Consider the following 20,789-nt stretch of genomic DNA (forward strand, 5'->3'; position numbering starts at 1 on the left):
GAGGGGCGGCGTTTTCGTTTACACGGTATGCAGGTACCAGTTGTACTCGAGGTCGGAGATCGAGTGCTCGAACTCTTCCAGCTCGCTTTCCTTGCACGCGACAAAGATGTCGATGTACTTCGGATCGATGTACTTGTTCAGGATCTCGCTGTCGTCCAGCTCGCGCAGGGCATCGCGCAGGTTGTTCGGCAGGCTCTGCTCCAGCTGCTCGTACGAGTTGCCTTCGATCGGCGCGCCTGGCTCGATCTTGTTGGTCAGGCCATGGTGCACGCCAGCCAGTACGGCAGCCATCATCAGGTACGGGTTGGCGTCGGCACCAGCGACGCGGTGCTCGATGCGCACGGCATCGGCCGAGCCGGTCGGTACGCGCAGCGCTACGGTGCGGTTGTCCAGGCCCCAGCTTGGCGCGTTCGGCACGTAGAACTGCGCGCCAAAGCGGCGGTACGAGTTGACGTTCGGGCAAAGGAAGGCCATGGACGCGGGCAGGGTCTCGAGCACACCGCCGACAGCGTGACGTAGCGCGGCGTTCTGCTCGGGATCCTCGCTGGTGAAGATGTTGTTGCCATCTTTGTCCAGCACGGAAATGTGCACGTGCAGGCCGTTGCCTGCCTGGCCCGGGTAGGGCTTGGCCATGAAGGTGGTGTCCATTTCATGGTCGTAGGCGATGTTCTTGATCAACCGCTTGAGCAGTACCGCGTAGTCGCAGGCCTTGAGCGGGTCGGCCACGTGGTGCAGGTTGACTTCGAACTGCGCCGGGGCGCTTTCCTTGACGATGGCGTCGGCCGGAATGCCTTGTTCTTTCGCGCCTTCGAGGATGTCCTGCAGGCAGTCGGCATATTCGTCGAGGTCGTCGATCAGGTACACCTGGGTCGACTGCGGGCGTTTGCCCGAAATTGGCGAGCGTGGTGGCTGCGGGCGGCCGTTCACGTTCTCCTGGTCGATCAGGTAGAACTCCAGCTCGAATGCGGCGCAGATAGTCAGGCCCAGTTCGTCGAACTTGGTCACCACCTGACGCAGCACTTCGCGCGGGTCGGCGAAGAAGGGCTCGCCTTCCAGCTCGTGCATGGTCATCAGCAGCTGGGCGGTGGGGCGCTTTTGCCATGGCTCGTTACAGAGCGTGTCGGGGATTGGATAGCAGATGCGGTCAGCATCGCCGATGTCCAGGCCCAGCCCGGTGCTTTCGACGGTGGAACCGTTGATGTCCAGGGCAAAGAGGGAGGCCGGCAGATTGATGCCTTTCTCGTAAACCTTGTGGAGGCTGGTGCGCTCTATGCGCTTGCCACGCACCACACCATTCATATCTGCAATCAGAAGGTCAACGTAGAGAACCTCAGGATGTTCCTTAAGGAACGCGTTCGCTTCGTTAAGCTGAACGGCACGCGGGGGTACCGACATGATGCAACACCTTTGTTGTTAAAAATATCAATCAAGGGGGGCTTGCAAGACCAGTCAATCGAAAAGAGATACTGATGTCAAGCCGACCCCATGATGCCCTGAAATGGCACATCTACGGCAGATTTGCTGCATATCGGGGCAATCCATTATCCGCTATTTCCCGGGTAAAGGGCTATCTCCGGTGCGCCGTGTTTTATTTTTTACGGAGGTGTTGTGTAAAAAAATGAACAAGGCTAAGCTCGGTTTCAACCCAAAACACAATAATACGAGGGTCACATGGTCCGCTTGCCGCGACCTGAAAGCATTGCCTGCGCAGTGCCATCGGGTACATCCGTCGTTTTTGCAAGCTTCGTCAATGGCGTGGTCGCCCTGGCCGCAATAATTGACGTTTCGCGTTCCCGGACCGGTCCTCGCAGCGGCTTGCCGCCTTTCGCTTCACCTTCCTGCCTTTTGAACTCATTACGGACACAGCTGATTTCAGTGTATCCACTGTGGCTCTGCGCGTGGGTTTTTGCTTTAGCAATCGACTCCATCCAGAATCAAGTCGCGGACCACCTTACCTCCTGAGGTATTTATGAGTAACAACCTCGACCAGCTCACCGATTGGTTGAAAGAGCACAAGATCACCGAAGTCGAATGCATGATCAGCGACCTGACCGGCATCACACGCGGCAAGATTTCGCCAACCAACAAATTCATCGCTGAAAAAGGCATGCGGCTGCCCGAGAGCGTGCTGCTGCAGACCGTGACCGGCGACTACGTCGACGACGACATCTATTACGAACTGCTCGACCCGGCAGACATCGACATGATCTGCCGCCCTGACGAGAACGCCGTGTTCCTCGTGCCGTGGGCCATCGAGCCGACCGCACAGGTCATCCACGACACCTACGACAAGAAGGGCAACCCGGTCGAACTGTCGCCGCGCAACGTGCTGAAGAAAGTGCTCAAGCTATACGCTGACAAGGGCTGGCAGCCGATCGTCGCCCCCGAGATGGAGTTCTACCTGACCAAGCGCAGCGAAGACCCGGACTTTCCGCTGCAGCCCCCGGTAGGCCGTTCCGGTCGCCCGGAAACCGGTCGTCAGTCGTTCTCGATCGAAGCTGCCAACGAATTCGACCCGCTGTTCGAAGACGTCTACGACTGGTGCGAGCTGCAGCAGCTGGACCTCGACACGCTGATCCACGAAGACGGCACGGCGCAGATGGAAATCAACTTCCGTCACGGCGACGCCCTGCACCTGGCCGACCAGATCCTGGTGTTCAAGCGCACCATGCGCGAGGCGGCGCTCAAGCACAACGTGGCTGCCACCTTCATGGCCAAACCGATGACCGGCGAGCCGGGCAGTGCCATGCACCTGCACCAGAGTGTGGTCGACGTGGCCACCGGCAAGAACATCTTCAGCAATGAAGACGGCAGCATGAGCGCGCTGTTCCTCAACCATATTGGCGGCCTGCAGAAGTTCATCCCCGAGGCGCTGCCGCTGTTCGCTCCCAACGTCAACTCGTTCCGCCGCTTCCTGCCCGACACTTCGGCGCCGGTGAACGTGGAGTGGGGCGAAGAAAACCGCACCGTCGGCCTGCGTGTACCGGATGCCGGCCCGCAAAGCCGGCGCGTCGAAAACCGCCTGCCGGGCGCCGACGCCAACCCGTACCTTGCCATCGCCGCCAGCCTGCTGTGTGGCTACATCGGCATGGTCGAAGGTATCGAGGCCAGCGCGCCAGTGCAGGGCCGTGGTTACGAACGCCGCAACCTGCGCCTGCCCCTGACCATCGAAGACGCCTTGGAACGCATGGAAAACAGCCGTGCGCTGGTGCAGTACCTGGGCAAGAAATTCATCACCGGGTATGTCGCTACCAAGCGCGCCGAGCACGAAAACTTCAAGCGTGTCATCAGTTCGTGGGAGCGTGAGTTCCTGCTGTTCGCTGTCTGATCAACCCTGGTGCCGCAGGAGCGCGGCGGTCCAATAACGGAGAAGCACATGAGCGTCAACAACCCGCAAACCCGTGAATGGCAAACCCTGAGCGGGGAGCATCACCTCGCACCTTTCAGTGACTACAAGCAGCTGAAGGAGAAGGGGCCGCGCATCATCACCAAGGCCCAGGGTGTGCATTTGTGGGATAGCGAGGGGCACAAGATCCTCGACGGCATGGCCGGTCTATGGTGCGTGGCGGTCGGCTACGGACGTGAAGAGCTGGTGCAGGCGGCGGAAAAACAGATGCGCGAGCTGCCGTACTACAACCTGTTCTTCCAGACCGCTCACCCGCCTGCGCTCGAGCTGGCCAAGGCGATCACCGACGTGGCGCCGAAAGGTATGACCCATGTGTTCTTCACCGGCTCCGGCTCCGAAGGCAACGACACTGTGCTGCGCATGGTGCGTCACTACTGGGCGCTGAAGGGCAAACCGCACAAGCAGACCATCATCGGCCGCATCAACGGTTACCACGGCTCCACCTTCGCCGGTGCTTGCCTGGGCGGCATGAGCGGCATGCACGAGCAGGGTGGCCTGCCGATTCCGGGCATCGTACACATCCCTCAGCCGTACTGGTTCGGCGAGGGTGGCGACATGACCCCTGACGAATTCGGTGTCTGGGCCGCCGAGCAGTTGGAGAAGAAGATCCTCGAAGTCGGCGAAGACAACGTCGCTGCCTTCATCGCCGAGCCGATCCAGGGCGCTGGTGGCGTGATCATCCCGCCGGAAACCTACTGGCCGAAGGTGAAGGAGATCCTCGCCAGGTACGACATCCTGTTCGTCGCCGACGAGGTGATCTGCGGCTTCGGCCGTACCGGCGAGTGGTTCGGCTCGGACTACTACGACCTCAAGCCCGACCTGATGACCATCGCGAAAGGCCTGACCTCCGGTTACATCCCCATGGGCGGTGTGATCGTGCGTGACACCGTGGCCAAGGTGATCAGCGAAGGCGGCGACTTCAACCACGGTTTCACCTACTCCGGCCACCCGGTGGCGGCCGCGGTGGGCCTGGAAAACCTGCGCATTCTGCGTGACGAGAAAATTGTCGAGAAGGCGCGCACGGAAGCGGCACCGTATTTGCAAAAGCGTTTGCGCGAGCTGCAGGACCATCCACTGGTGGGTGAAGTGCGCGGCCTGGGCATGCTGGGTGCGATCGAGCTGGTCAAGGACAAGGCCACCCGCAGCCGTTACGAGGGCAAGGGCGTTGGCATGATCTGTCGCACCTTCTGCTTCGAGAACGGCCTGATCATGCGTGCGGTGGGTGACACCATGATCATCGCGCCGCCGCTGGTAATCAGCCATGCGGAGATCGACGAACTGGTGGAAAAGGCGCGCAAGTGCCTGGACCTGACCCTTGAGGCGATTCAATAAGCGTTTGCTAGGCTAGCGTTGTGACATTAAGTCGTTACATGGCCCTGCTTTCCTTGATACAGGGCCTTGTAACTTGCCAGACTAGCGACTGTTTCAGTCGCCGCGCGCTCTGCACCGTGGGTTCTGGCTGCTGGACAGTTGCTAAATAAAAATTCTGGAGCATTACGCATGAATAAAATGGGCAAGACGTTGCTGGCCGCCGCCCTGATGGGTGCCATGGCCTCCGCTGTTCAGGCTGAAGACAAAGTGTTGAACGTCTATAACTGGTCGGACTACATCGCTCCGGACACCATCGCCAAGTTCGAGAAGCAGACGGGGATCAAGGTCAAGTACGACGTCTTCGACAGCAACGAAACCCTGGAAGCCAAGCTGCTGGCAGGCAAGTCGGGCTATGACATCGTCGTGCCTTCGAACAATTTCCTGGCCAAGCAGATCAAGGCGGGCGTGTACGAGGAGCTGGACCGTTCCAAGCTGCCGAACTGGAAGAACCTCGATCCTGACCTGCTCAAGGCCGTTGGCGATGCCAGCGACAAGGACAACAAGCATGCCTTCCCTTATATGTGGGGCTCGATCGGCATCGGCTACAACCCGGAGAAGGTCAAGGCTGCGCTGGGCGTGGACAAGATCGATTCGTGGGACGTGGTGTTCAAGCCTGAGAACATCGCCAAGCTCAAGAGCTGCGGCGTGAGCTTCCTCGACGCCCCGACCGAAATGCTCCCGGCTGCGCTGCACTACCTCGGCAAACCGACCGACAGCACCAAGAAAGAAGACCTGAAGGCCGCCGAGGACCTGTTCCTCAAGATCCGTCCTTCGATCACCTACTTCCACTCGTCCAAGTACATCGGCGACATGGCCAACGGCAACATCTGTGTAGCCGTCGGTTACTCGGGTGACCTGGAGCAGTCCAAGGCCCGTGCCCATGAAGCGGGCGACAAGGTCAAAGTGGACTACGTCATTCCGAAGGAAGGTGCCGGTACTTTCTACGACATGGTCGCCATCCCGAAAGATGCCGAACATAAAGACGCTGCCTACCAGTTCATGAACTTCCTGATGCAGCCGGAAATCATGGCTGAAATCACCAACGCCGTACGCTTCCCGAACGGTAACGCTGCTGCCACCCCGTTCGTGGACAAAGACATCACCAGCGACCCAAGCATCTACCCGCCTGCCGAAGTGAAGAAGCAGCTGTACGCGATCGCTGCGCCTGACGCTTCTGTGCAGCGAGTGATCACCCGCAGCTGGACGAAGATCAAGTCGGGCAAGTAAGCCCGATGCGACAGCTCTGGGCCGGGTTTTTCGGCCCAGAGCCATTGAAAGGTAATTGATGATTGCGGCATCGAAGCTGCGAAGTTAAGTTGCGCGCCGGTTTTGCGTGTGCGGCAGCATTGTCGCTACCCAGGCACTGATTGTGAGGACCCCCACTTGTCTATTTCTGTATTCCGCAAGGCCTTGATGGCTGGCGCGGGCCTGACGCTGGCATGCAGCGTCCAAGCGGCGCCGACGGTGCACTTCTATAACTGGTCCGACTACATCGGCCCGACCACACTCGCGGACTTCGAGAAAGCCACGGGCATCAAGCCTGTGCAAGACGTGTTCGACTCCAACGAAACCCTGGAAGGCAAGCTGCTGGCCGGTAACACCGGCTATGACGTGGTGGTGCCGTCCAACCATTTCCTCGGCAAGCAGATCAAGGCGGGCGCCTTCCAGAAGCTCGACAAGAACCTGCTGCCCAACTATTCCAATCTCGACCCGGCGTTGATGAAGCGCCTGGAAAAGAACGACCCGGGCAACCAGTACGCGGTGCCTTACCTGTGGGGTACCAACGGCATCGGTTACAACGTCGACAAGGTCAAGGCCGCGCTGGGCGTGGACACCATCGACTCCTGGGCCGTGCTGTTCGAACCCGAAAACATGAAGAAGCTCTCCAAGTGCGGTGTGGCCTTCCTCGACTCGGCGGACGAAATGCTGCCAGCGGTGCTCAACTACATGGGCCTCAACCCGAACAGCACCGACCCCAAGGATTACGCCAAGGCCGAGCAGAAGCTGCTGGCGGTGCGCCCGTACGTGACCTACTTCCACTCGTCCAAGTACATCACCGACCTGGCCAATGGCGACATCTGCGTCGCGGCAGGTTTCTCGGGTGATGTATTCCAGGCCAAGGCCCGCGCTGAAGAAGCGAAGAAGGGTGTGAACCTGGCCTACGCCATTCCCAAGGAAGGCGGCAACCTCTGGTTCGACGTGCTGGCGATCCCCAAGGACGCCAAGAACGTCAAAGAGGCGCATGCCTTCATCAACTATTTGCTGAAACCTGAGGTTATCGCCCAGGTCAGTGATTACGTCGGTTACGCCAACCCGAACCCCAAGGCTGGCGCCCTGATGGACCAGGCCGTAAGGACTGACGCCGCGGTTTACCCACCGCAGGAAGTACTGGACAAGATGTTCGTGAACTCAGAGTTGCCACCCAAGGTGCAACGGCTGATGACCCGCAGCTGGACCAAGGTCAAGTCGGGCAAGTAAAAAATCCAGACCCGCGACGGCGCCGTAGAACTGGCCACGCGGGCACAAAAATCTTGTTGGGAGTTTCACTCATGGCAGTTGCCTCCGGTGCCTATAAAAAAGCCCTCGAGGGTGGCCAGCAACCCAAGCAGGTGCTGGTCAAGATCGACCGGGTCACGAAAAAGTTCGACGAAACGGTAGCCGTGGACGATGTGTCCCTGGAAATCCGCAAGGGTGAGATCTTCGCCCTGCTGGGCGGCTCCGGTTCCGGCAAGTCCACCTTGCTGCGCATGCTGGCCGGCTTCGAGCGCCCGTCCGAAGGGCGGATCTTCCTCGATGGCGTCGACATCACCGACATGCCGCCCTACGAGCGGCCGATCAACATGATGTTCCAGTCCTACGCACTGTTCCCGCACATGACCGTGGCGCAGAACATCGCCTTCGGCCTGCAGCAGGACAAGATGCCCAAGGCCGAGATCGATGCCCGCGTGGCCGAGATGCTCAAGCTGGTGCACATGACCCAGTACGCCAAGCGCAAGCCGCACCAGTTGTCGGGCGGCCAGCGTCAGCGTGTGGCGTTGGCCCGCTCGCTGGCCAAGCGCCCCAAACTGCTGCTGCTCGACGAGCCGATGGGTGCACTGGACAAGAAACTGCGTTCGCAGATGCAGCTGGAGCTGGTCGAGATCATCGAGCGCGTGGGTGTAACCTGCGTGATGGTGACCCACGACCAGGAAGAGGCCATGACCATGGCCCAGCGCATCGCCATCATGCACCTGGGCTGGATCGCCCAGATCGGCTCGCCAGTGGACATCTACGAGACACCTACCAGCCGCCTGGTGTGCGAGTTCATCGGTAACGTCAACCTGTTCGAAGGTGACGTGGTCGACGACGCCGAAGGCTACGCGATCATTGCCAGCCCGGAGCTGGAGCGCAAGATCTACGTGGGCCACGGCATCACCACCTCGGTGGAAGACAAGCACATCACCTACGCCCTGCGCCCGGAAAAGATGCTGGTCACCACCCAGCAGCCAACCTGCGAGCACAACTGGTCGCGCGGCAAGATCCACGACATCGCCTACCTGGGCGGCCACTCGGTGTTCTATGTGGAACTGCCGAGCGGCAAGGTCGTCCAGTCGTTCGTTGCCAACGCCGAGCGCCAAGGTACCCGTCCTACCTGGGGCGATGAAGTGTACGTATGGTGGGAAGACGACAGCGGCGTGGTACTGCGGTCATGAAACTGCGCAAGCTCAAGCGAGCCTTCCAGCGTCTGGTCCCGGAGGGGCGGCACTTGGTGATCGGCGTGCCGTTCATCTGGCTGTTCCTGTTCTTCATGCTGCCGTTCTTCATCGTCCTGAAGATCAGTTTTGCCGAAGCTGACGTGGCAATTCCGCCGTATACCGAGATCTACACCTACGTCGAAGACAAGATCCAGCTGGTCCTCAACCTGGCCAACTACGGGCTGTTGACCGAGGATGAGCTGTACCTCTCGGCCTATCTGGGTTCGCTGAAGATGGCGTTCTTCAGCACCCTGCTGTGCCTGCTGATCGGCTTCCCGATGGCCTACGCCATTGCCAACGCCAAGAAGGAGACCCAGACGGTCCTGCTGTTGCTGATCATGATGCCAACCTGGACCGCGATCCTGATCCGCGTCTATGCCTGGATGGGTATTCTCAGCAACAACGGCCTGCTCAACGGTTTCCTCCTGTGGACCGGCTTGATCGACCAGCCGTTGCAGATCCTCAACACCAACCTGGCGGTGTACATCGGCGTGGTCTATTCGTACCTGCCGTTCATGATCCTGCCGCTGTTCGCCAACCTGGTTAAGCATGATCCGAGCCTGCTCGAAGCTGCCTCCGACCTGGGTTCGAGCACCTTCAACAGCTTCTGGAAGATCACGGTACCGTTGTCGAAGAACGGCATCATCGCCGGCTGCATGCTGGTGTTCATCCCGGTGGTGGGCGAGTTCGTGATCCCGGAACTGCTGGGTGGCCCGGAAACCCTGATGATCGGTAAAGTGCTGTGGCAGGAGTTCTTCAACAACCGTGACTGGCCGGTGGCATCCGCCCTGGCGGTGGTGATGCTGGCGATCCTGATCGTGCCGATCCTGCTGTTCAACCGTAGCCAGGCCAAAGAGATGGAGGGCCGCGCATGAAACGCTTCAGTTTCTCCAAGCTGATGCTGGTGCTCGGCTTGCTGTTCATCTACCTGCCGATGCTGATCCTGGTGATCTACTCGTTCAACGCCTCCAAACTGGTGACGGTGTGGGGCGGCTGGTCGATCAAATGGTACGTCGGCCTGCTCGACAACTCCCAGCTGATGGGTTCGGTGATGCGCTCGCTGGAAATCGCTTGCTACACGGCGGTGGCGGCAGTGGCGCTGGGTACCCTGGCGGCCTTCGTGCTGACCCGGGTCACCCGCTTCAAGGGCCGCACGCTGTTCGGTGGCCTGGTCACTGCGCCGCTGGTAATGCCCGAAGTGATCACCGGTCTGTCGCTGTTGCTGCTGTTCGTGGCCATGGCGCAGATGATCGGCTGGCCGCAGGAGCGGGGTATCGTCACCATCTGGATCGCCCATACAACGTTCTGTGCGGCGTATGTGGCGGTGGTGGTGTCGGCTCGCCTGCGTGAGCTGGACCTGTCGATCGAGGAAGCGGCGATGGACCTGGGTGCCAAGCCGTGGAAGGTGTTCTTCCTGATCACCATCCCGATGATCGCGCCATCGCTGGCGGCGGGCGGCATGATGTCGTTTGCCCTGTCGCTGGACGACCTGGTATTGGCCAGCTTCGTCTCCGGGCCTGGCTCGACCACCTTGCCGATGGAAGTGTTCTCGGCGGTGCGTCTGGGTGTGAAACCGGAGATCAACGCCGTGGCCAGCCTGATCTTGCTGTCGGTATCGCTGGTGACCTTCTTCGTCTGGTACTTCAGCCGCCAGGCCGAAGAGCGTCGTCGCAAGGCGATTCAGCAGGCGATCGAAGAGGGTGCTGCAGCCAACGCTTCGCAGCCGCAGGTCAAGCGCCCGGCGCAGGTGGCTGCGTCGGCCTGACCTGGCCCTTTCGCGGGTACGCCCGCTCCCACAGGGACCTCACAGCCTTCAGGGTTGCGCTGAGCCCTGTGGGAGCGGGCATGCCCGCGAAGGCTCCAGCACCGATTCAAAGCCATACCGCATCCCAATGTGGATAGTCCCTGATACTTCTGACCAATCCAGCCCTCAAGGGATTGGCAACAATGTACCGGGCTACATGAACCACACACTCTTCCCGCCGCAGCGCATGGTCCTGGTAACCCGGTTGCCATATCGGCTTGTGCCCGACACCGGCCTTGCGCAAGGCAATCGCTGTGCGTGATTTGAACTTGCGCATCAACGTTCCCAATGTCACTTCTTTCAGCTCAATCAGCCAATGCAGATGGTCCGGCATCACTACCCAGGCCAACGATCGGCAGTCCTGAATGTCATCTGAGACCCGAAGGTGTTTGACCACCAGGCGGGCATGGTGGAAGTCGCGGAACAGTGGTTTGCGTTGATGCGTGATGGCGGTCAGCATGTAGAGCCTGCCAGGCTCGGAGAAGCGCCCACGGCGCAATCGGTGGGATTCGGCTAACGGCATTTTGATCTTCCTTGAATGTGAACCTCCCTGTGAAAGGTAGCGGTTGGAGCGGGGATGGCCGATGCCTGATGGTTTCTGGATATGGCAGATACTGATGCATGGCTGTGGAGGCCTCTTCGCGGGCTCGCCCGCTCCCACAGGTACCGCGCAAGTCTCAGATAGTGCGCTCTCTCTGTGGGAGCGGGCGTGCCCGCGAAGAGGCCCTGAAGGTGTATGACTTTCATGAACTCACGTCGCTGCGTTGCGAGTACTGGCGACGAGATACTACTTTCCTTTAGCCGCAGGGCTATCTTTGAGTACGCTTCACAGCCTGACGCGGAGAACGGTAGACAGCAAATTACGTTCAAATTCATCGAAAGTGGTTCTGTAGATTTCTTTCAAGGCAGTGCGTAGGCGCCTGGCTTCACCGAAATTTTGAATGAAATCCTTGACTATTGGCGAATCTGAAGGAAGGTGCCGAACGTTCTGAGCTTTGAAGTCGTTGTGCTGATTTGCAGTGCGAATATAACCTCTTAAAGAAATGCGAGTGCTGTCAGGAAGCCTAGCGATTGCTTGAGGGGCTACGTTAATGTATTCGGGAGCTCGTCGTGAGGGTAGTATGCTATGTGAAGATTCATGGAGTTGTTGTTTGGATGGTGGCGTAGTTGATAGCGTAGCTGGGCTCTCATCTGAATTGAAGATTTTAGCGCTCGAGTTTCCCCAGCGAAGCTGTTTTTGCACATAGTCAGGTCTGGATTTCAATGTCCAGTTTGTATCGAGTGTTATTGTCTTGGGGCGAAGTAATAGGGGTGAGCGGCCTGTTGGGTCGGATAGATTTATGGGGTCACTTAAGCAATAGGTATATGAGTTGATACCGCCAAGCGAAAAAGGACTCAAGCTATCGCTGGAGTGGAAACGAAAAATTCTGGGGTTGTATGTTCGGGCGCCAAGACCAAGAAAGTATAAGCCCACTGTGCTGTGTAGAAATTCGCCGTGAAACTGTAAAGAGTTGGTAGGGTTACGGGGCGTCTTTGAGTGCCCGTAGGGGGTGAATGTATGGTTTCGATTGGTATCGCTCAGCTTCGTCATTTTTAGGTCCTCCTTTACAGGTTGACTCTCTACTTTTCTGGCCGTTTGGCAACTATTAGAAATATCAGGTCTCAGCGAGTGCTTTTGTGAATTAGCTGCGCTTTTCCTGCTGCTTGGATGCGGCTAAAAGCATTCAGGTTCATGACGTTCAATGAACCCTGATCGACGCTTTCCCTCGCATCCCACGATTCATTTGTGCGAGGCCCGCACCGGCTGTGAAAATGTCGGAATGATCCCCCGCCAGTGATGTTTATCGAACCCTGAACTACGCTCACAGTCGCATCCCACAAATCATTTGTGCACAAGCAAGGAGCCAGCATGGCGTTGATGCGTCCGCTGTCGGTCGTCTGCCTGGGGCTGTTGTACATGCTCACCGGCTGTAGCAAGGAAGAGGTCCCCGAGACACTGCCTCGGGTGGGTGTGCAGCAGGTACAACCCACCGATTTCGCTGCCAGGGTCACTTTGACCGGCGACGTGCAGGCGCGGGTGCAGACCGATTTGTCATTCCGCGTCGGCGGCAAGATCATTTCGCGTAGCGTCGACGTGGGCGATCACGTCAAGGCCAACCAGGTGCTCGCCCGGCTTGACCCGAAAGACCTGCAGAACAATGTCGACTCGGCCAAGGCCGAGGTATTCGCCGCGCAGGCGCGGGTCACCCAGACCAGTGCGGCCTTCGTGCGCCAGCAAAAACTGCTGCCCAAGGGCTACACCAGCCAGAGCGAGTACGATGCTGCCGAGGCCGCGCTGCGCAGCAATCAGAGCGCACTCAAGGCCGCCCAGGCGCAACTGGCCAATGCCAACGAGCAACTCAGCTACACCGCACTGGTCTCCGAGGCCGCCGGGGTGATCACCGAGCGTCAGGCCGAGGTTGGCCAGGTGGTGCAGGCGACCATGCCGATCTTTAGCCTGGCCGTCGATGGCGACCGCGATGCGGTGTTCAACGTCTACGAGTCGCTGCTGGTGGCGCCGCCCAGCGATGCCGGGGTAGTCGTGAGCCTGCTGGACGATCCCAAGGTCCAGGCCCATGGCTTCGTACGTGAAATCACCCCCACCGTATCGGCGCAAAGCGGCACCGTGCAGGTCAAGGTAGGGCTCAAGGACGTGCCGCCCGGGATGCAGTTGGGGGCACCGGTTACTGCCACCACCAACGCCCAGGGCCGGCCCAGCATCGAGCTGCCATGGTCGGCACTGACCAAGGCCTTGCATGAGCCTGCCGTGTGGGTGGTGGGCGAGGGCGACAAGGTGGAACTGCGCAAGGTCGAAATCCGCCGTTACCTCACCGGCAAGATCGTGGTCGCCAGCGGCCTGAAAGGCGGCGAGACCGTAGTGGTCAACGGCGGCCAGTTGCTGCACCCCGGCATGCAGGTACAGAAGGTCGATGCCAAGGGCCCAGGGGGTGAGCTATGAAGCGTCTGTTGCTGATGCTCTCGGCCGCTGTGCTGCTGGTCGGTTGCAGTAGCGAAGAAGAGGCACCCGAGGCGATCCGGCCCGTGCTGTCGGTCAAGGTCGAACCTCAGGTGCAGTCGCAGCTGGGCCGCTTCGCCGGCAGTATCCAGGCGCGCTTCGAAAGCACCTTGGGCTTCCGGGTTTCCGGGCGCATTGCCCGGCGGTGGCTGGACGTGGGCGCCCAGGTGAAGCCGGGCGACACCTTGGCCACCCTGGACCCGACCGACCAGCAGAACCAGCTGCGCGCCGCCGAAGGCGATCTGGCCAAGGTGCAGGCACAGTGGATCAACGCCCAGGCCGATGCCCGTCGCCAGCAGCAGTTGTATGACCGTGGGGTTGGCGCCCAGGCACAGCTGGATATCGCCCAGACCAACCTGAAAACCACCAGTGCGGCGTTGGAGCAGGCGCGCTCCGCCGTCAGCCAGGCCCGTGACCAGCTCGACTACAGCACCCTGCGTGCAGACCACGCTGCCGTGATTACCGCGTGGCAGGCCGAAGCCGGGCAAACCGTTACCGCCGGGCAAGCCGTGGTGACCCTGGCCCGCCCGGACGTGAAGGAGGCGGTAATCGACCTGCCGATCGGCCTGGCCGAGCAGTTGAGCAAAGGCCTGACCTTCACCGTTGCCTCGCAACTGGACCCGACCATCAACACCACGGCCAGCCTGCGTGAACTGGAGCCCCAGGCCGATGCCACCACCCGTACCCGCCGCGCTCGCCTGACCCTGGCCAGCACACCGGCGGCCTTTCACCTCGGCACCGCCATCAGTGTGACCCTTAGCTCGGAAGTGTCCCCGCGCAGCGAACTGCCCTTGAGTGCCTTGCTCGAGCGCGATGGCAAGACCCAGGTGTGGGTGATCGATACGCAGAACAAGACCGTGGCCACCCGTGACGTGGCGCTGATCGACCGCACCGCTGACAGCATCGTGCTGAGCGCCGGTGTGCAGCCCGGTGAGCGTGTGGTCACCGCCGGCGTCAACAGCCTCAAGCCTGGCCAGAAGGTCACCTTCGACGAGGATGCGCAATGAAAGGAAGCTTCAACCTGTCCGAATGGGCACTCAAGCATCAATCGTTCGTCTGGTACCTGATGTTCGTTAGCCTGTTGATGGGGATTTTTTCCTACTTCAACCTGGGCCGCGAGGAAGACCCGTCGTTCACCATCAAGACCATGGTCATCCAGACCCGGTGGCCCGGTGCGACCCAGGACGAAACCCTGTACCAGGTTACCGACCGCATCGAGAAGAAGCTCGAAGAACTCGACTCGCTCGACTACACCAAAAGCTACACCCGCCCCGGCGAATCCACGGTCTACGTGTACCTTCGCGATACCACCAAGGCCAAGGACATTCCGGATATCTGGTACCAGGTGCGCAAGAAAATCCAGGATATTCGTGGCGAATTTCCCGCCGGTATCCAGGGGCCGGGCTTCAACGACGAATTCGGTGATGTATTCGGCTCGATCTATGCCTTTACCGCTGACGGCCTGACCCTGCGCCAACTGCGGGACTACGTGGAACAGGCACGGGCCGAGGTCCGCGATGTACCCAACATCGGCAAGATCGAGCTGGTCGGCACCCAGGACGAAGTGCTGTACCTGAACTTCTCCACCCGCAAGCTGGCAGCCCTGGGCATTGACCAGCGCCAGGTGATGCAGGCACTTCAAGCGCAGAACGCGGTAACGCCGGCCGGCATGATCGAGGCCGGCCCGGAGCGTATCTCGGTGCGTACGTCCGGGCAGTTTGCCTCGGAAAAAGACCTGCAAACCGTCAACTTGAGGATCAACGACCGCTTCTTCCGCCTGGCTGATATCGCCGACATCGAGCGCGGCTACGTCGACCCGCCTTCGCCAATGTTCCGTTACAACGGCCAGACAGCCATTGGCCTCGCCATCGGCATGAAGGCCGGCGGCAACATCCAGGTGTTCGGTGCGGCGTTGAAAAAGCGCATGGACCAGGTGGTCCAGGACCTGCCGGTGGGTGTCGGTGTACACACCGTTTCTGACCAGGCCGTGGTGGTCAAGCAGGCGGTCGGCGGTTTCACCAGCGCGCTGTTCGAGGCGGTGGTGATCGTGCTGGCCGTGAGCTTTGTCAGTCTTGGCGTGCGCGCCGGGCTGGTGGTGGCTTGCTCGATCCCACTGGTGCTGGCCATGGTGTTCGTGTTCATGGAGTACAGCGGCATCACCATGCAGCGGATTTCGCTGGGTGCGCTGATCATTGCACTAGGCCTGCTGGTGGACGATGCGATGATTACCGTGGAGGTGATGGTCACGCGGCTGGAAATGGGTGAAAGCAAGGAGCAGGCGGCGACGTTCGCCTACACCTCCACAGCCTTCCCCATGCTTACCGGCACCTTGGTGACCGTGGCCGGGTTCGTGCCTATCGGCCTCAACGCCAGCTCTGCGGGTGAATACACCTTCACCCTGTTCGCGGTGATTGCCGTGGCCCTGATCGTGTCGTGGGTGGTGGCTGTGTTCTTCGCGCCGGTGCTTGGCGTGCATATTCTCAAAGGCGACAAGCTCAAGGCTCACGAGGCTGAGCCTGGCCGGGTCGGGCGGGCATTTGAAGGCGGGTTGCTGTGGTGCATGCGCAACCGCTGGTTGACCATCATCGGCACCGTGGTGCTGTTTGCCCTGGCGATCTTCTGCATGCGTTTTGTGCAGAACCAGTTTTTCCCGTCCTCGGACCGCCCGGAAATTCTCGTCGACCTCAACCTGCCGCAGAACGCCTCGATCGAGGAGACGCGCAAGGTGGTCGACCGCTTCGAGGCACGGATCAAGGACGACCCGGACCTGGTGCACTGGAGTACCTACATCGGCCAGGGCGCGATCCGCTTCTACCTGCCCCTCGATCAGCAGTTGCAGAACCCTTACTACGCGCAGCTGGTGATTGTCAGCAAGGGCTTCGAAGAGCGTGAGGCCATGATGGACCGCCTGCGGAAGATCCTGCACGAAGAGTTCGTCGGCGTCGGCACCAACGTGCAATCGCTGGAGATGGGCCCGCCGGTAGGCCGGCCGATCCAGTACCGGGTCAGCGGTGCCGACATCGACCAGGTGCGCAAACACGCCATCGAGCTGGCCACCTTGCTCGACCAGAACGAGCACATCGGCGAGATGATCTACGACTGGAACGAGCCGGGTAAGGTGCTGCGCGTGGAAATTGCCCAGGACAAGGCACGCCAGCTGGGGCTGTCGTCCGAAGATGTTGCCAATGTGATGAACAGCATCGTCAGTGGCGTGCAGATCACCCAGGTCAACGACAACATCTACCTGGTCGATGTGGTCGCGCGCGCCGAAGACAGCGAGCGTGGCTCGCCTGATACCCTGCAGAACCTGCAAATTCTCACCCCTAACGGCACGTCGATCCCGCTGCTGTCGTTCGCCACCGTGCGCTACGAACTGGAACAGCCGCTGGTGTGGCGCCGCGACCGCAAGCCGACCATCACCATCAAGGCCTCGGTCAATGGCGAGATCCAGCCCACTGACCTGGTGGCCCAGCTGAAGCCGAAGATCGACGAATTCGCCAGCAAGTTGCCGGTAGGCTTCGAAGTGGCTACCGGCGGTACGGTGGAGGAGAGTGCCAAGGCGCAAGGGCCGATCCGCAAGGTTATTCCGCTGATGCTGTTCCTGATGGCGACCTTCCTGATGATCCAGCTGCACAGCGTGCAGAAGCTGTTTCTGGTGGTCAGCGTGGCGCCGCTGGGGCTGATCGGGGTGGTGCTGGCGCTGGTGCCTACGGGTACGCCGATGGGCTTTGTGGCGATCCTCGGCATCCTCGCGCTGGCGGGTATCATCATTCGTAACTCGGTGATTCTGGTGACCCAGATAGACGAGTTCGAAGCCCAGGGCTTGTCGCCGTGGGATGCGGTGGTGGAGGCCACCAACCACCGGCGCCGGCCGATCCTGCTGACCGCGGCGGCGGCGAGCCTGGGCATGATCCCGATTGCACGCGAGGTGTTCTGGGGCCCCATGGCCTACGCCATGATTGGCGGGATCATCGTGGCGACCTTGCTGACGCTGCTGTTCCTGCCGGCGCTGTATGTGGCCTGGTACAAGATCCGCGAGCCGCAGAAACACTCCTGAAGGCCCATATGGCCCCTTGTAGGAGCGGGTTTACCCGCGAATGCGATGGTGCATCGACCACCGTATTCGCGGGTAAACCCGCTCCTACAAGGGGCGTGTGCTTTTAAATGGTTATATAAAAATTCTTAAACAGTATTTTTAAGAATAATCCCGCCTCACTACTATTGCCCTCAAGCCAGGCGCAAATCCCCTTCAAACCTCTGCCCGGCGCCCTCACTCCAAGGAGAACGAGCATGAGTGCATCTCTGCGTAGCATCGACGGTCAGGACGAAGCCACCATCTTGCGTGAAATCCAGAGCGCCCTGCGCGACCTGCGTTTCGGTGCGGTGGAGATTACCGTGCACAACGCTCAGGTCGTACAGATCGAGCGCAAGGAGAAGTTCCGCCTGCAACAGCCCGGCAACAAGCCCGGCTGATCGGCGCCACAACATCCAAAACTAGAAAAATGCCAATCGGGAGCTTCACCATGTCCATCCGCCGTTATGCGCTCGCCGCCGTGGCCAGTGCTGTTTTTGCCGGTTCCGCCATCGCCAAGGACTACGAACTGCTCAACGTGTCCTATGACCCGACCCGTGAGCTGTACCAGCAGTACAACGCCGAGTTCATCAAACACTGGCAACAGGCCCACCCGGGTGACAAGGTGAAAATCCAGCAATCCCATGGGGGTTCGGGCAAGCAGGCCCGTGCGGTGATCGACGGCCTGCGCGCCGACGTGGTGACCCTGGCCCTGGCCGGTGACATCGACGAAGTGGCCAAGCTTGGCAAGACCCTGCCCGAGAACTGGCAGACCCGCCTGCCTGACGCCAGCACCCCGTACACCTCGACCATCGTGTTCCTGGTGCGCAAGGGCAACCCGAAAGGCATCAAGGACTGGGGCGACCTGATCAAGAAGGACGTGTCGGTCATCACTCCGAACCCGAAAACCTCCGGCGGTGCACGCTGGAACTTCCTCGCAGCGTGGGCGTACGGCCTGAAGGCCGGCGGTAGCGAAGAGAAGGCCAAGGCCTATGTGCAGGAGTTGTTCAAGCATGTACCGGTGCTGGATACCGGCGCCCGTGGTTCGACCATCACCTTCGTCAACAATGGCCAGGGCGACGTGTTGCTGGCCTGGGAAAACGAAGCCTTCCTGGCCCTGAAGGAAGACGGTGGTGCCGACAAGTTCGAGATCGTCGTGCCGTCGCTGTCGATCCTTGCCGAGCCGCCAGTGGCTGTGGTCGACAAAAACGCCGAGAAGAAGGGCAATACCGAGATTGCCACCGAATACCTCAAGCACCTGTACAGCCCGGCCGGGCAGAAGATTGCCGCCGAGAACTTCTACCGCCCGCGTGACGAGAAAGTCGCTGCGGAGTTCGGCAAGCAGTTCCCGAAACTGGACCTGGTGACCATCGACAAGGACTTTGGTGGGTGGAAGACTGCACAACCGAAATTCTTCAATGATGGCGGTGTGTTCGACCAGATCTATCAGGCACAGTAAGGGCCAAAGGAAAGCGGGGCCGCGTTGCGGGCCATTCGCGGCACAAGGCCGCTCCCACAAGGAACCATGATCCCCTGTGGGAGCGGCCTTGTGTCGCGAATGGGCTGCCAAGCAGCCCCAGGATTCAAAAGCTTGCACCGGCCCGGGATTGTTTCCGGGCTTAGTGCGTTCAACCAGGGATATTTATGTCGCGTCGTATCTCCCCCGTCATACCCGGCTTCGGGCTGACGCTGGGCTACACCTTGGTGTACCTCAGCCTGATCGTGCTGATACCGCTGGCGGCCATGTTCATCCATGCCTCGCAGCTGACCTTCGAGCAGTTCTGGAACATCATCAGTGCGCCGCGAGTGATCGCTGCGCTCAAGCTGAGCTTCGGCACCGCCCTGTTCGCCGCCATCATCAACGGTGTGATCGGTACCCTGCTGGCCTGGGTGCTGGTGCGTTACACCTTCCCCGGGCGCAAGATCATCGATGCGATGATCGACCTGCCGTTTGCCTTGCCCACCGCGGTTGCCGGTATCGCCCTGACGGCCCTGTACGCGCCGCAGGGCTGGGTCGGCCAGTTCGCCACCGACCTTGGCTTCAAGATCGCCTACACCCCGCTGGGCATCACCCTGGCACTGACCTTCGTGACCTTGCCGTTCGTGGTGCGCACGGTGCAGCCGGTGCTGGCCGACATCCCACGTGAAGTGGAAGAGGCCGCAGCCTGCCTGGGGGCCAAGCCACTGCAGGTGTTCCGCCACATCCTGGCGCCGGCCCTGCTGCCGGCATGGCTCACCGGCTTTGCCCTGGCCTTCGCCCGTGGCGTGGGCGAGTATGGTTCGGTGATCTTCATTGCCGGCAACATGCCGATGAAGACCGAGATCCTGCCGCTGCTGATCATGGTCAAGCTCGACCAGTACGACTACACCGGCGCGACCGCCATCGGCGTGTTGATGCTGGTGGTTTCCTTCATCCTGCTGCTGCTGATCAACCTGCTGCAGCGCCGCATCGAAACCCCCTGAAGGAGGCCGGCATGTCCAGTTCATCCCTGAGTGCAAGTGCCGCAGCCAACGCCGCCCGCCGTGGCAGCGCCACGTCACGGCGTATCCTGATCGGCCTTGGCTGGCTGGTGTTCGCCCTGTTCCTGCTGCTGCCGCTGGTGATCGTGGTATCGCAGGCGCTGAAGAACGGTTTTGGCACCTTCTTCGAGGCGATATTCGAACCCGATGCGTTGTCGGCGCTGAAGCTGACCCTGCTCGCCGTGGTTATCTCGGTGCCGCTCAACCTGGTATTTGGCGTAAGCGCCGCCTGGTGCGTGAGCAAGTACACCTTCCGTGGCAAGAGCATCCTGGTCACCCTGATCGACCTGCCGTTCTCGGTGTCCCCCGTGATCGCCGGCCTGGTCTACGTGCTGATGTTCGGCGCGCAAGGCCTGCTCGGGCCGTGGCTGCAGGACCACGATATCCAGATCGTGTTCGCCCTGCCGGGCATTGTCCTGGCGACCATTTTCGTGACCGTGCCGTTCGTGGCCCGTGAGCTGATCCCGCTGATGCAGGAGCAAGGCACGCAAGAGGAGGAGGCTGCACGGCTGCTCGGTGCCAACGGCTGGCAGATGTTCTGGCACGTGACCCTGCCGAACATCAAATGGGGCCTGATTTACGGCGTGGTGCTGTGTACCGCGCGGGCCATGGGCGAGTTCGGCGCGGTGTCGGTGGTGTCGGGCCACATCCGTGGCGTGACCAACACCTTGCCGCTGCATGTGGAGATCCTCTACAACGAGTACAACCACGTCGCGGCCTTCAGCGTGGCCAGCCTGTTGCTGATCCTGGCGCTCTTCATCCTGCTGCTCAAGCAGTGGAGCGAGAACCGTATTAACCGCCTGCGCCACAGCGCCGCGGAGGAATGA

General features: G+C 60.4%; 18 protein-coding genes. 14 read left to right on the forward strand and 4 right to left on the reverse strand.

The genetic code is table 11. The annotated features are described in order from the left end of the window. Positions 1–18: 18 nt before the first annotated feature. Both C4Q27_RS12895 and C4Q27_RS12900 read right to left on the reverse strand, forming a co-directional pair. Positions 19–1,395 (reverse strand): glutamine synthetase family protein, encoded by a 1,377-nt coding sequence (locus tag C4Q27_RS12895; RefSeq protein ID WP_010955711.1) that lies wholly within the window; start codon positions 1,393–1,395, stop codon positions 19–21. A gap of 272 nt (positions 1,396–1,667) precedes the next feature. Then, positions 1,668–1,928 carry a hypothetical protein gene (locus C4Q27_RS12900; protein WP_020193883.1) on the reverse strand — a complete coding sequence of 87 codons (261 nt, stop codon included), beginning with the start codon at positions 1,926–1,928 and terminating at the stop codon, positions 1,668–1,670. 41 nt (positions 1,929–1,969) lie between these two features. Between C4Q27_RS12900 and C4Q27_RS12905 the strand changes: the two genes are divergently transcribed. The 7 genes from C4Q27_RS12905 to C4Q27_RS12935 all read left to right on the forward strand — a co-directional run bounded on the left by C4Q27_RS12905 (position 1,970) and on the right by C4Q27_RS12935 (position 10,276). Next, positions 1,970–3,328, forward strand: coding sequence for a glutamine synthetase family protein (locus C4Q27_RS12905; RefSeq protein ID WP_010955710.1), 1,359 nt, complete (start codon positions 1,970–1,972; stop codon positions 3,326–3,328). Between the two features lie 48 nt (positions 3,329–3,376). Beyond that, a complete protein-coding gene (locus tag C4Q27_RS12910) occupies positions 3,377–4,738 on the forward strand; it encodes an aspartate aminotransferase family protein (protein WP_010955709.1) in 1,362 nt (453 codons plus the stop codon). Positions 4,739–4,906: 168 nt separating this feature from the next. Beyond that, on the forward strand, positions 4,907–6,004 hold the full coding sequence (locus C4Q27_RS12915) for a polyamine ABC transporter substrate-binding protein (protein WP_014592782.1): 1,098 nt from the start codon (positions 4,907–4,909) through the stop codon (positions 6,002–6,004). 156 nt (positions 6,005–6,160) lie between these two features. Then, positions 6,161–7,255 (forward strand): polyamine ABC transporter substrate-binding protein, encoded by a 1,095-nt coding sequence (locus tag C4Q27_RS12920; protein WP_010955707.1) that lies wholly within the window; start codon positions 6,161–6,163, stop codon positions 7,253–7,255. A gap of 71 nt (positions 7,256–7,326) precedes the next feature. Further along, the gene (gene potA, locus C4Q27_RS12925; protein WP_010955706.1) at positions 7,327–8,469 is read left to right on the forward strand and encodes a polyamine ABC transporter ATP-binding protein; all 1,143 of its coding nucleotides are present in this window, start codon (positions 7,327–7,329) and stop codon (positions 8,467–8,469) included. Further along, positions 8,466–9,386 (forward strand): ABC transporter permease subunit, encoded by a 921-nt coding sequence (locus tag C4Q27_RS12930; protein WP_003253736.1) that lies wholly within the window; start codon positions 8,466–8,468, stop codon positions 9,384–9,386. The genes potA and C4Q27_RS12930 overlap by 4 nt, the downstream gene beginning before the upstream one ends. Beyond that, entirely contained in the window at positions 9,383–10,276 is an 894-nt protein-coding gene (locus C4Q27_RS12935) for an ABC transporter permease subunit (RefSeq protein ID WP_010955705.1), read from the forward strand. Before C4Q27_RS12930 ends, C4Q27_RS12935 begins: the two co-directional genes overlap by 4 nt. A gap of 106 nt (positions 10,277–10,382) precedes the next feature. Here C4Q27_RS12935 and C4Q27_RS12945 read toward each other — a convergent pair whose 3' ends face one another. Next, entirely contained in the window at positions 10,383–10,838 is a 456-nt protein-coding gene (locus tag C4Q27_RS12945) for a transposase (protein WP_104886923.1), read from the reverse strand. A gap of 303 nt (positions 10,839–11,141) precedes the next feature. After that, positions 11,142–11,906, reverse strand: a complete 765-nt coding sequence (locus C4Q27_RS12950) for an RHS repeat-associated core domain-containing protein (protein WP_081273158.1) — start codon at positions 11,904–11,906, stop codon at positions 11,142–11,144. A 318-nt stretch (positions 11,907–12,224) separates the two neighbouring features. Between C4Q27_RS12950 and C4Q27_RS12955 the strand changes: the two genes are divergently transcribed. The 7 genes from C4Q27_RS12955 (at position 12,225) to cysW (ending at position 20,789) form a co-directional block, all read left to right on the forward strand. Continuing rightward, the gene (locus tag C4Q27_RS12955; protein WP_014592777.1) at positions 12,225–13,313 is read left to right on the forward strand and encodes an efflux RND transporter periplasmic adaptor subunit; all 1,089 of its coding nucleotides are present in this window, start codon (positions 12,225–12,227) and stop codon (positions 13,311–13,313) included. Continuing rightward, positions 13,310–14,377, forward strand: coding sequence for an efflux RND transporter periplasmic adaptor subunit (locus C4Q27_RS12960; protein ID WP_020192410.1), 1,068 nt, complete (start codon positions 13,310–13,312; stop codon positions 14,375–14,377). Before C4Q27_RS12955 ends, C4Q27_RS12960 begins: the two co-directional genes overlap by 4 nt. After that, positions 14,374–17,427, forward strand: a complete 3,054-nt coding sequence (locus C4Q27_RS12965; protein ID WP_104886924.1) for an efflux RND transporter permease subunit — start codon at positions 14,374–14,376, stop codon at positions 17,425–17,427. The genes C4Q27_RS12960 and C4Q27_RS12965 overlap by 4 nt, the downstream gene beginning before the upstream one ends. A gap of 233 nt (positions 17,428–17,660) precedes the next feature. Beyond that, on the forward strand, positions 17,661–17,843 hold the full coding sequence (oscA, locus tag C4Q27_RS12970) for a sulfur starvation response protein OscA (RefSeq protein ID WP_003248957.1): 183 nt from the start codon (positions 17,661–17,663) through the stop codon (positions 17,841–17,843). A gap of 50 nt (positions 17,844–17,893) precedes the next feature. Next, positions 17,894–18,901 carry a sulfate ABC transporter substrate-binding protein gene (locus C4Q27_RS12975; protein WP_064491250.1) on the forward strand — a complete coding sequence of 336 codons (1,008 nt, stop codon included), beginning with the start codon at positions 17,894–17,896 and terminating at the stop codon, positions 18,899–18,901. Between the two features lie 185 nt (positions 18,902–19,086). Beyond that, complete coding sequence (gene cysT / locus C4Q27_RS12985) at positions 19,087–19,905, forward strand: sulfate ABC transporter permease subunit CysT (RefSeq protein WP_010955699.1); 819 nt, start codon at positions 19,087–19,089, stop codon at positions 19,903–19,905. Between the two features lie 11 nt (positions 19,906–19,916). Further along, entirely contained in the window at positions 19,917–20,789 is an 873-nt protein-coding gene (cysW, locus tag C4Q27_RS12990; RefSeq protein ID WP_010955698.1) for a sulfate ABC transporter permease subunit CysW, read from the forward strand.

This window comes from Pseudomonas sp. SWI36, from assembly GCF_002948105.1.
Lineage (GTDB): Bacteria > Pseudomonadota > Gammaproteobacteria > Pseudomonadales > Pseudomonadaceae > Aquipseudomonas > Aquipseudomonas alloputida.

Coding starts and splice junctions, on each gene's coding strand:
- cysT (WP_010955699.1), top strand. CDS start 19,087: ATGTCGCGTCGTATCTCCCCCGTCATACCCGGCTTCGGGCTGACGCTG.
- cysW (WP_010955698.1), top strand. CDS start 19,917: ATGTCCAGTTCATCCCTGAGTGCAAGTGCCGCAGCCAACGCCGCCCGC.
- C4Q27_RS12905 (WP_010955710.1), top strand. CDS start 1,970: ATGAGTAACAACCTCGACCAGCTCACCGATTGGTTGAAAGAGCACAAG.
- C4Q27_RS12950 (WP_081273158.1), bottom strand. CDS start 11,906: ATGACGAAGCTGAGCGATACCAATCGAAACCATACATTCACCCCCTAC.
- C4Q27_RS12900 (WP_020193883.1), bottom strand. CDS start 1,928: ATGGAGTCGATTGCTAAAGCAAAAACCCACGCGCAGAGCCACAGTGGA.
- oscA (WP_003248957.1), top strand. CDS start 17,661: ATGAGTGCATCTCTGCGTAGCATCGACGGTCAGGACGAAGCCACCATC.
- C4Q27_RS12965 (WP_104886924.1), top strand. CDS start 14,374: ATGAAAGGAAGCTTCAACCTGTCCGAATGGGCACTCAAGCATCAATCG.
- C4Q27_RS12910 (WP_010955709.1), top strand. CDS start 3,377: ATGAGCGTCAACAACCCGCAAACCCGTGAATGGCAAACCCTGAGCGGG.
- C4Q27_RS12955 (WP_014592777.1), top strand. CDS start 12,225: ATGGCGTTGATGCGTCCGCTGTCGGTCGTCTGCCTGGGGCTGTTGTAC.
- C4Q27_RS12935 (WP_010955705.1), top strand. CDS start 9,383: ATGAAACGCTTCAGTTTCTCCAAGCTGATGCTGGTGCTCGGCTTGCTG.
- C4Q27_RS12915 (WP_014592782.1), top strand. CDS start 4,907: ATGAATAAAATGGGCAAGACGTTGCTGGCCGCCGCCCTGATGGGTGCC.
- C4Q27_RS12930 (WP_003253736.1), top strand. CDS start 8,466: ATGAAACTGCGCAAGCTCAAGCGAGCCTTCCAGCGTCTGGTCCCGGAG.
- C4Q27_RS12975 (WP_064491250.1), top strand. CDS start 17,894: ATGTCCATCCGCCGTTATGCGCTCGCCGCCGTGGCCAGTGCTGTTTTT.
- C4Q27_RS12895 (WP_010955711.1), bottom strand. CDS start 1,395: ATGTCGGTACCCCCGCGTGCCGTTCAGCTTAACGAAGCGAACGCGTTC.
- C4Q27_RS12945 (WP_104886923.1), bottom strand. CDS start 10,838: ATGCCGTTAGCCGAATCCCACCGATTGCGCCGTGGGCGCTTCTCCGAG.
- C4Q27_RS12960 (WP_020192410.1), top strand. CDS start 13,310: ATGAAGCGTCTGTTGCTGATGCTCTCGGCCGCTGTGCTGCTGGTCGGT.
- potA (WP_010955706.1), top strand. CDS start 7,327: ATGGCAGTTGCCTCCGGTGCCTATAAAAAAGCCCTCGAGGGTGGCCAG.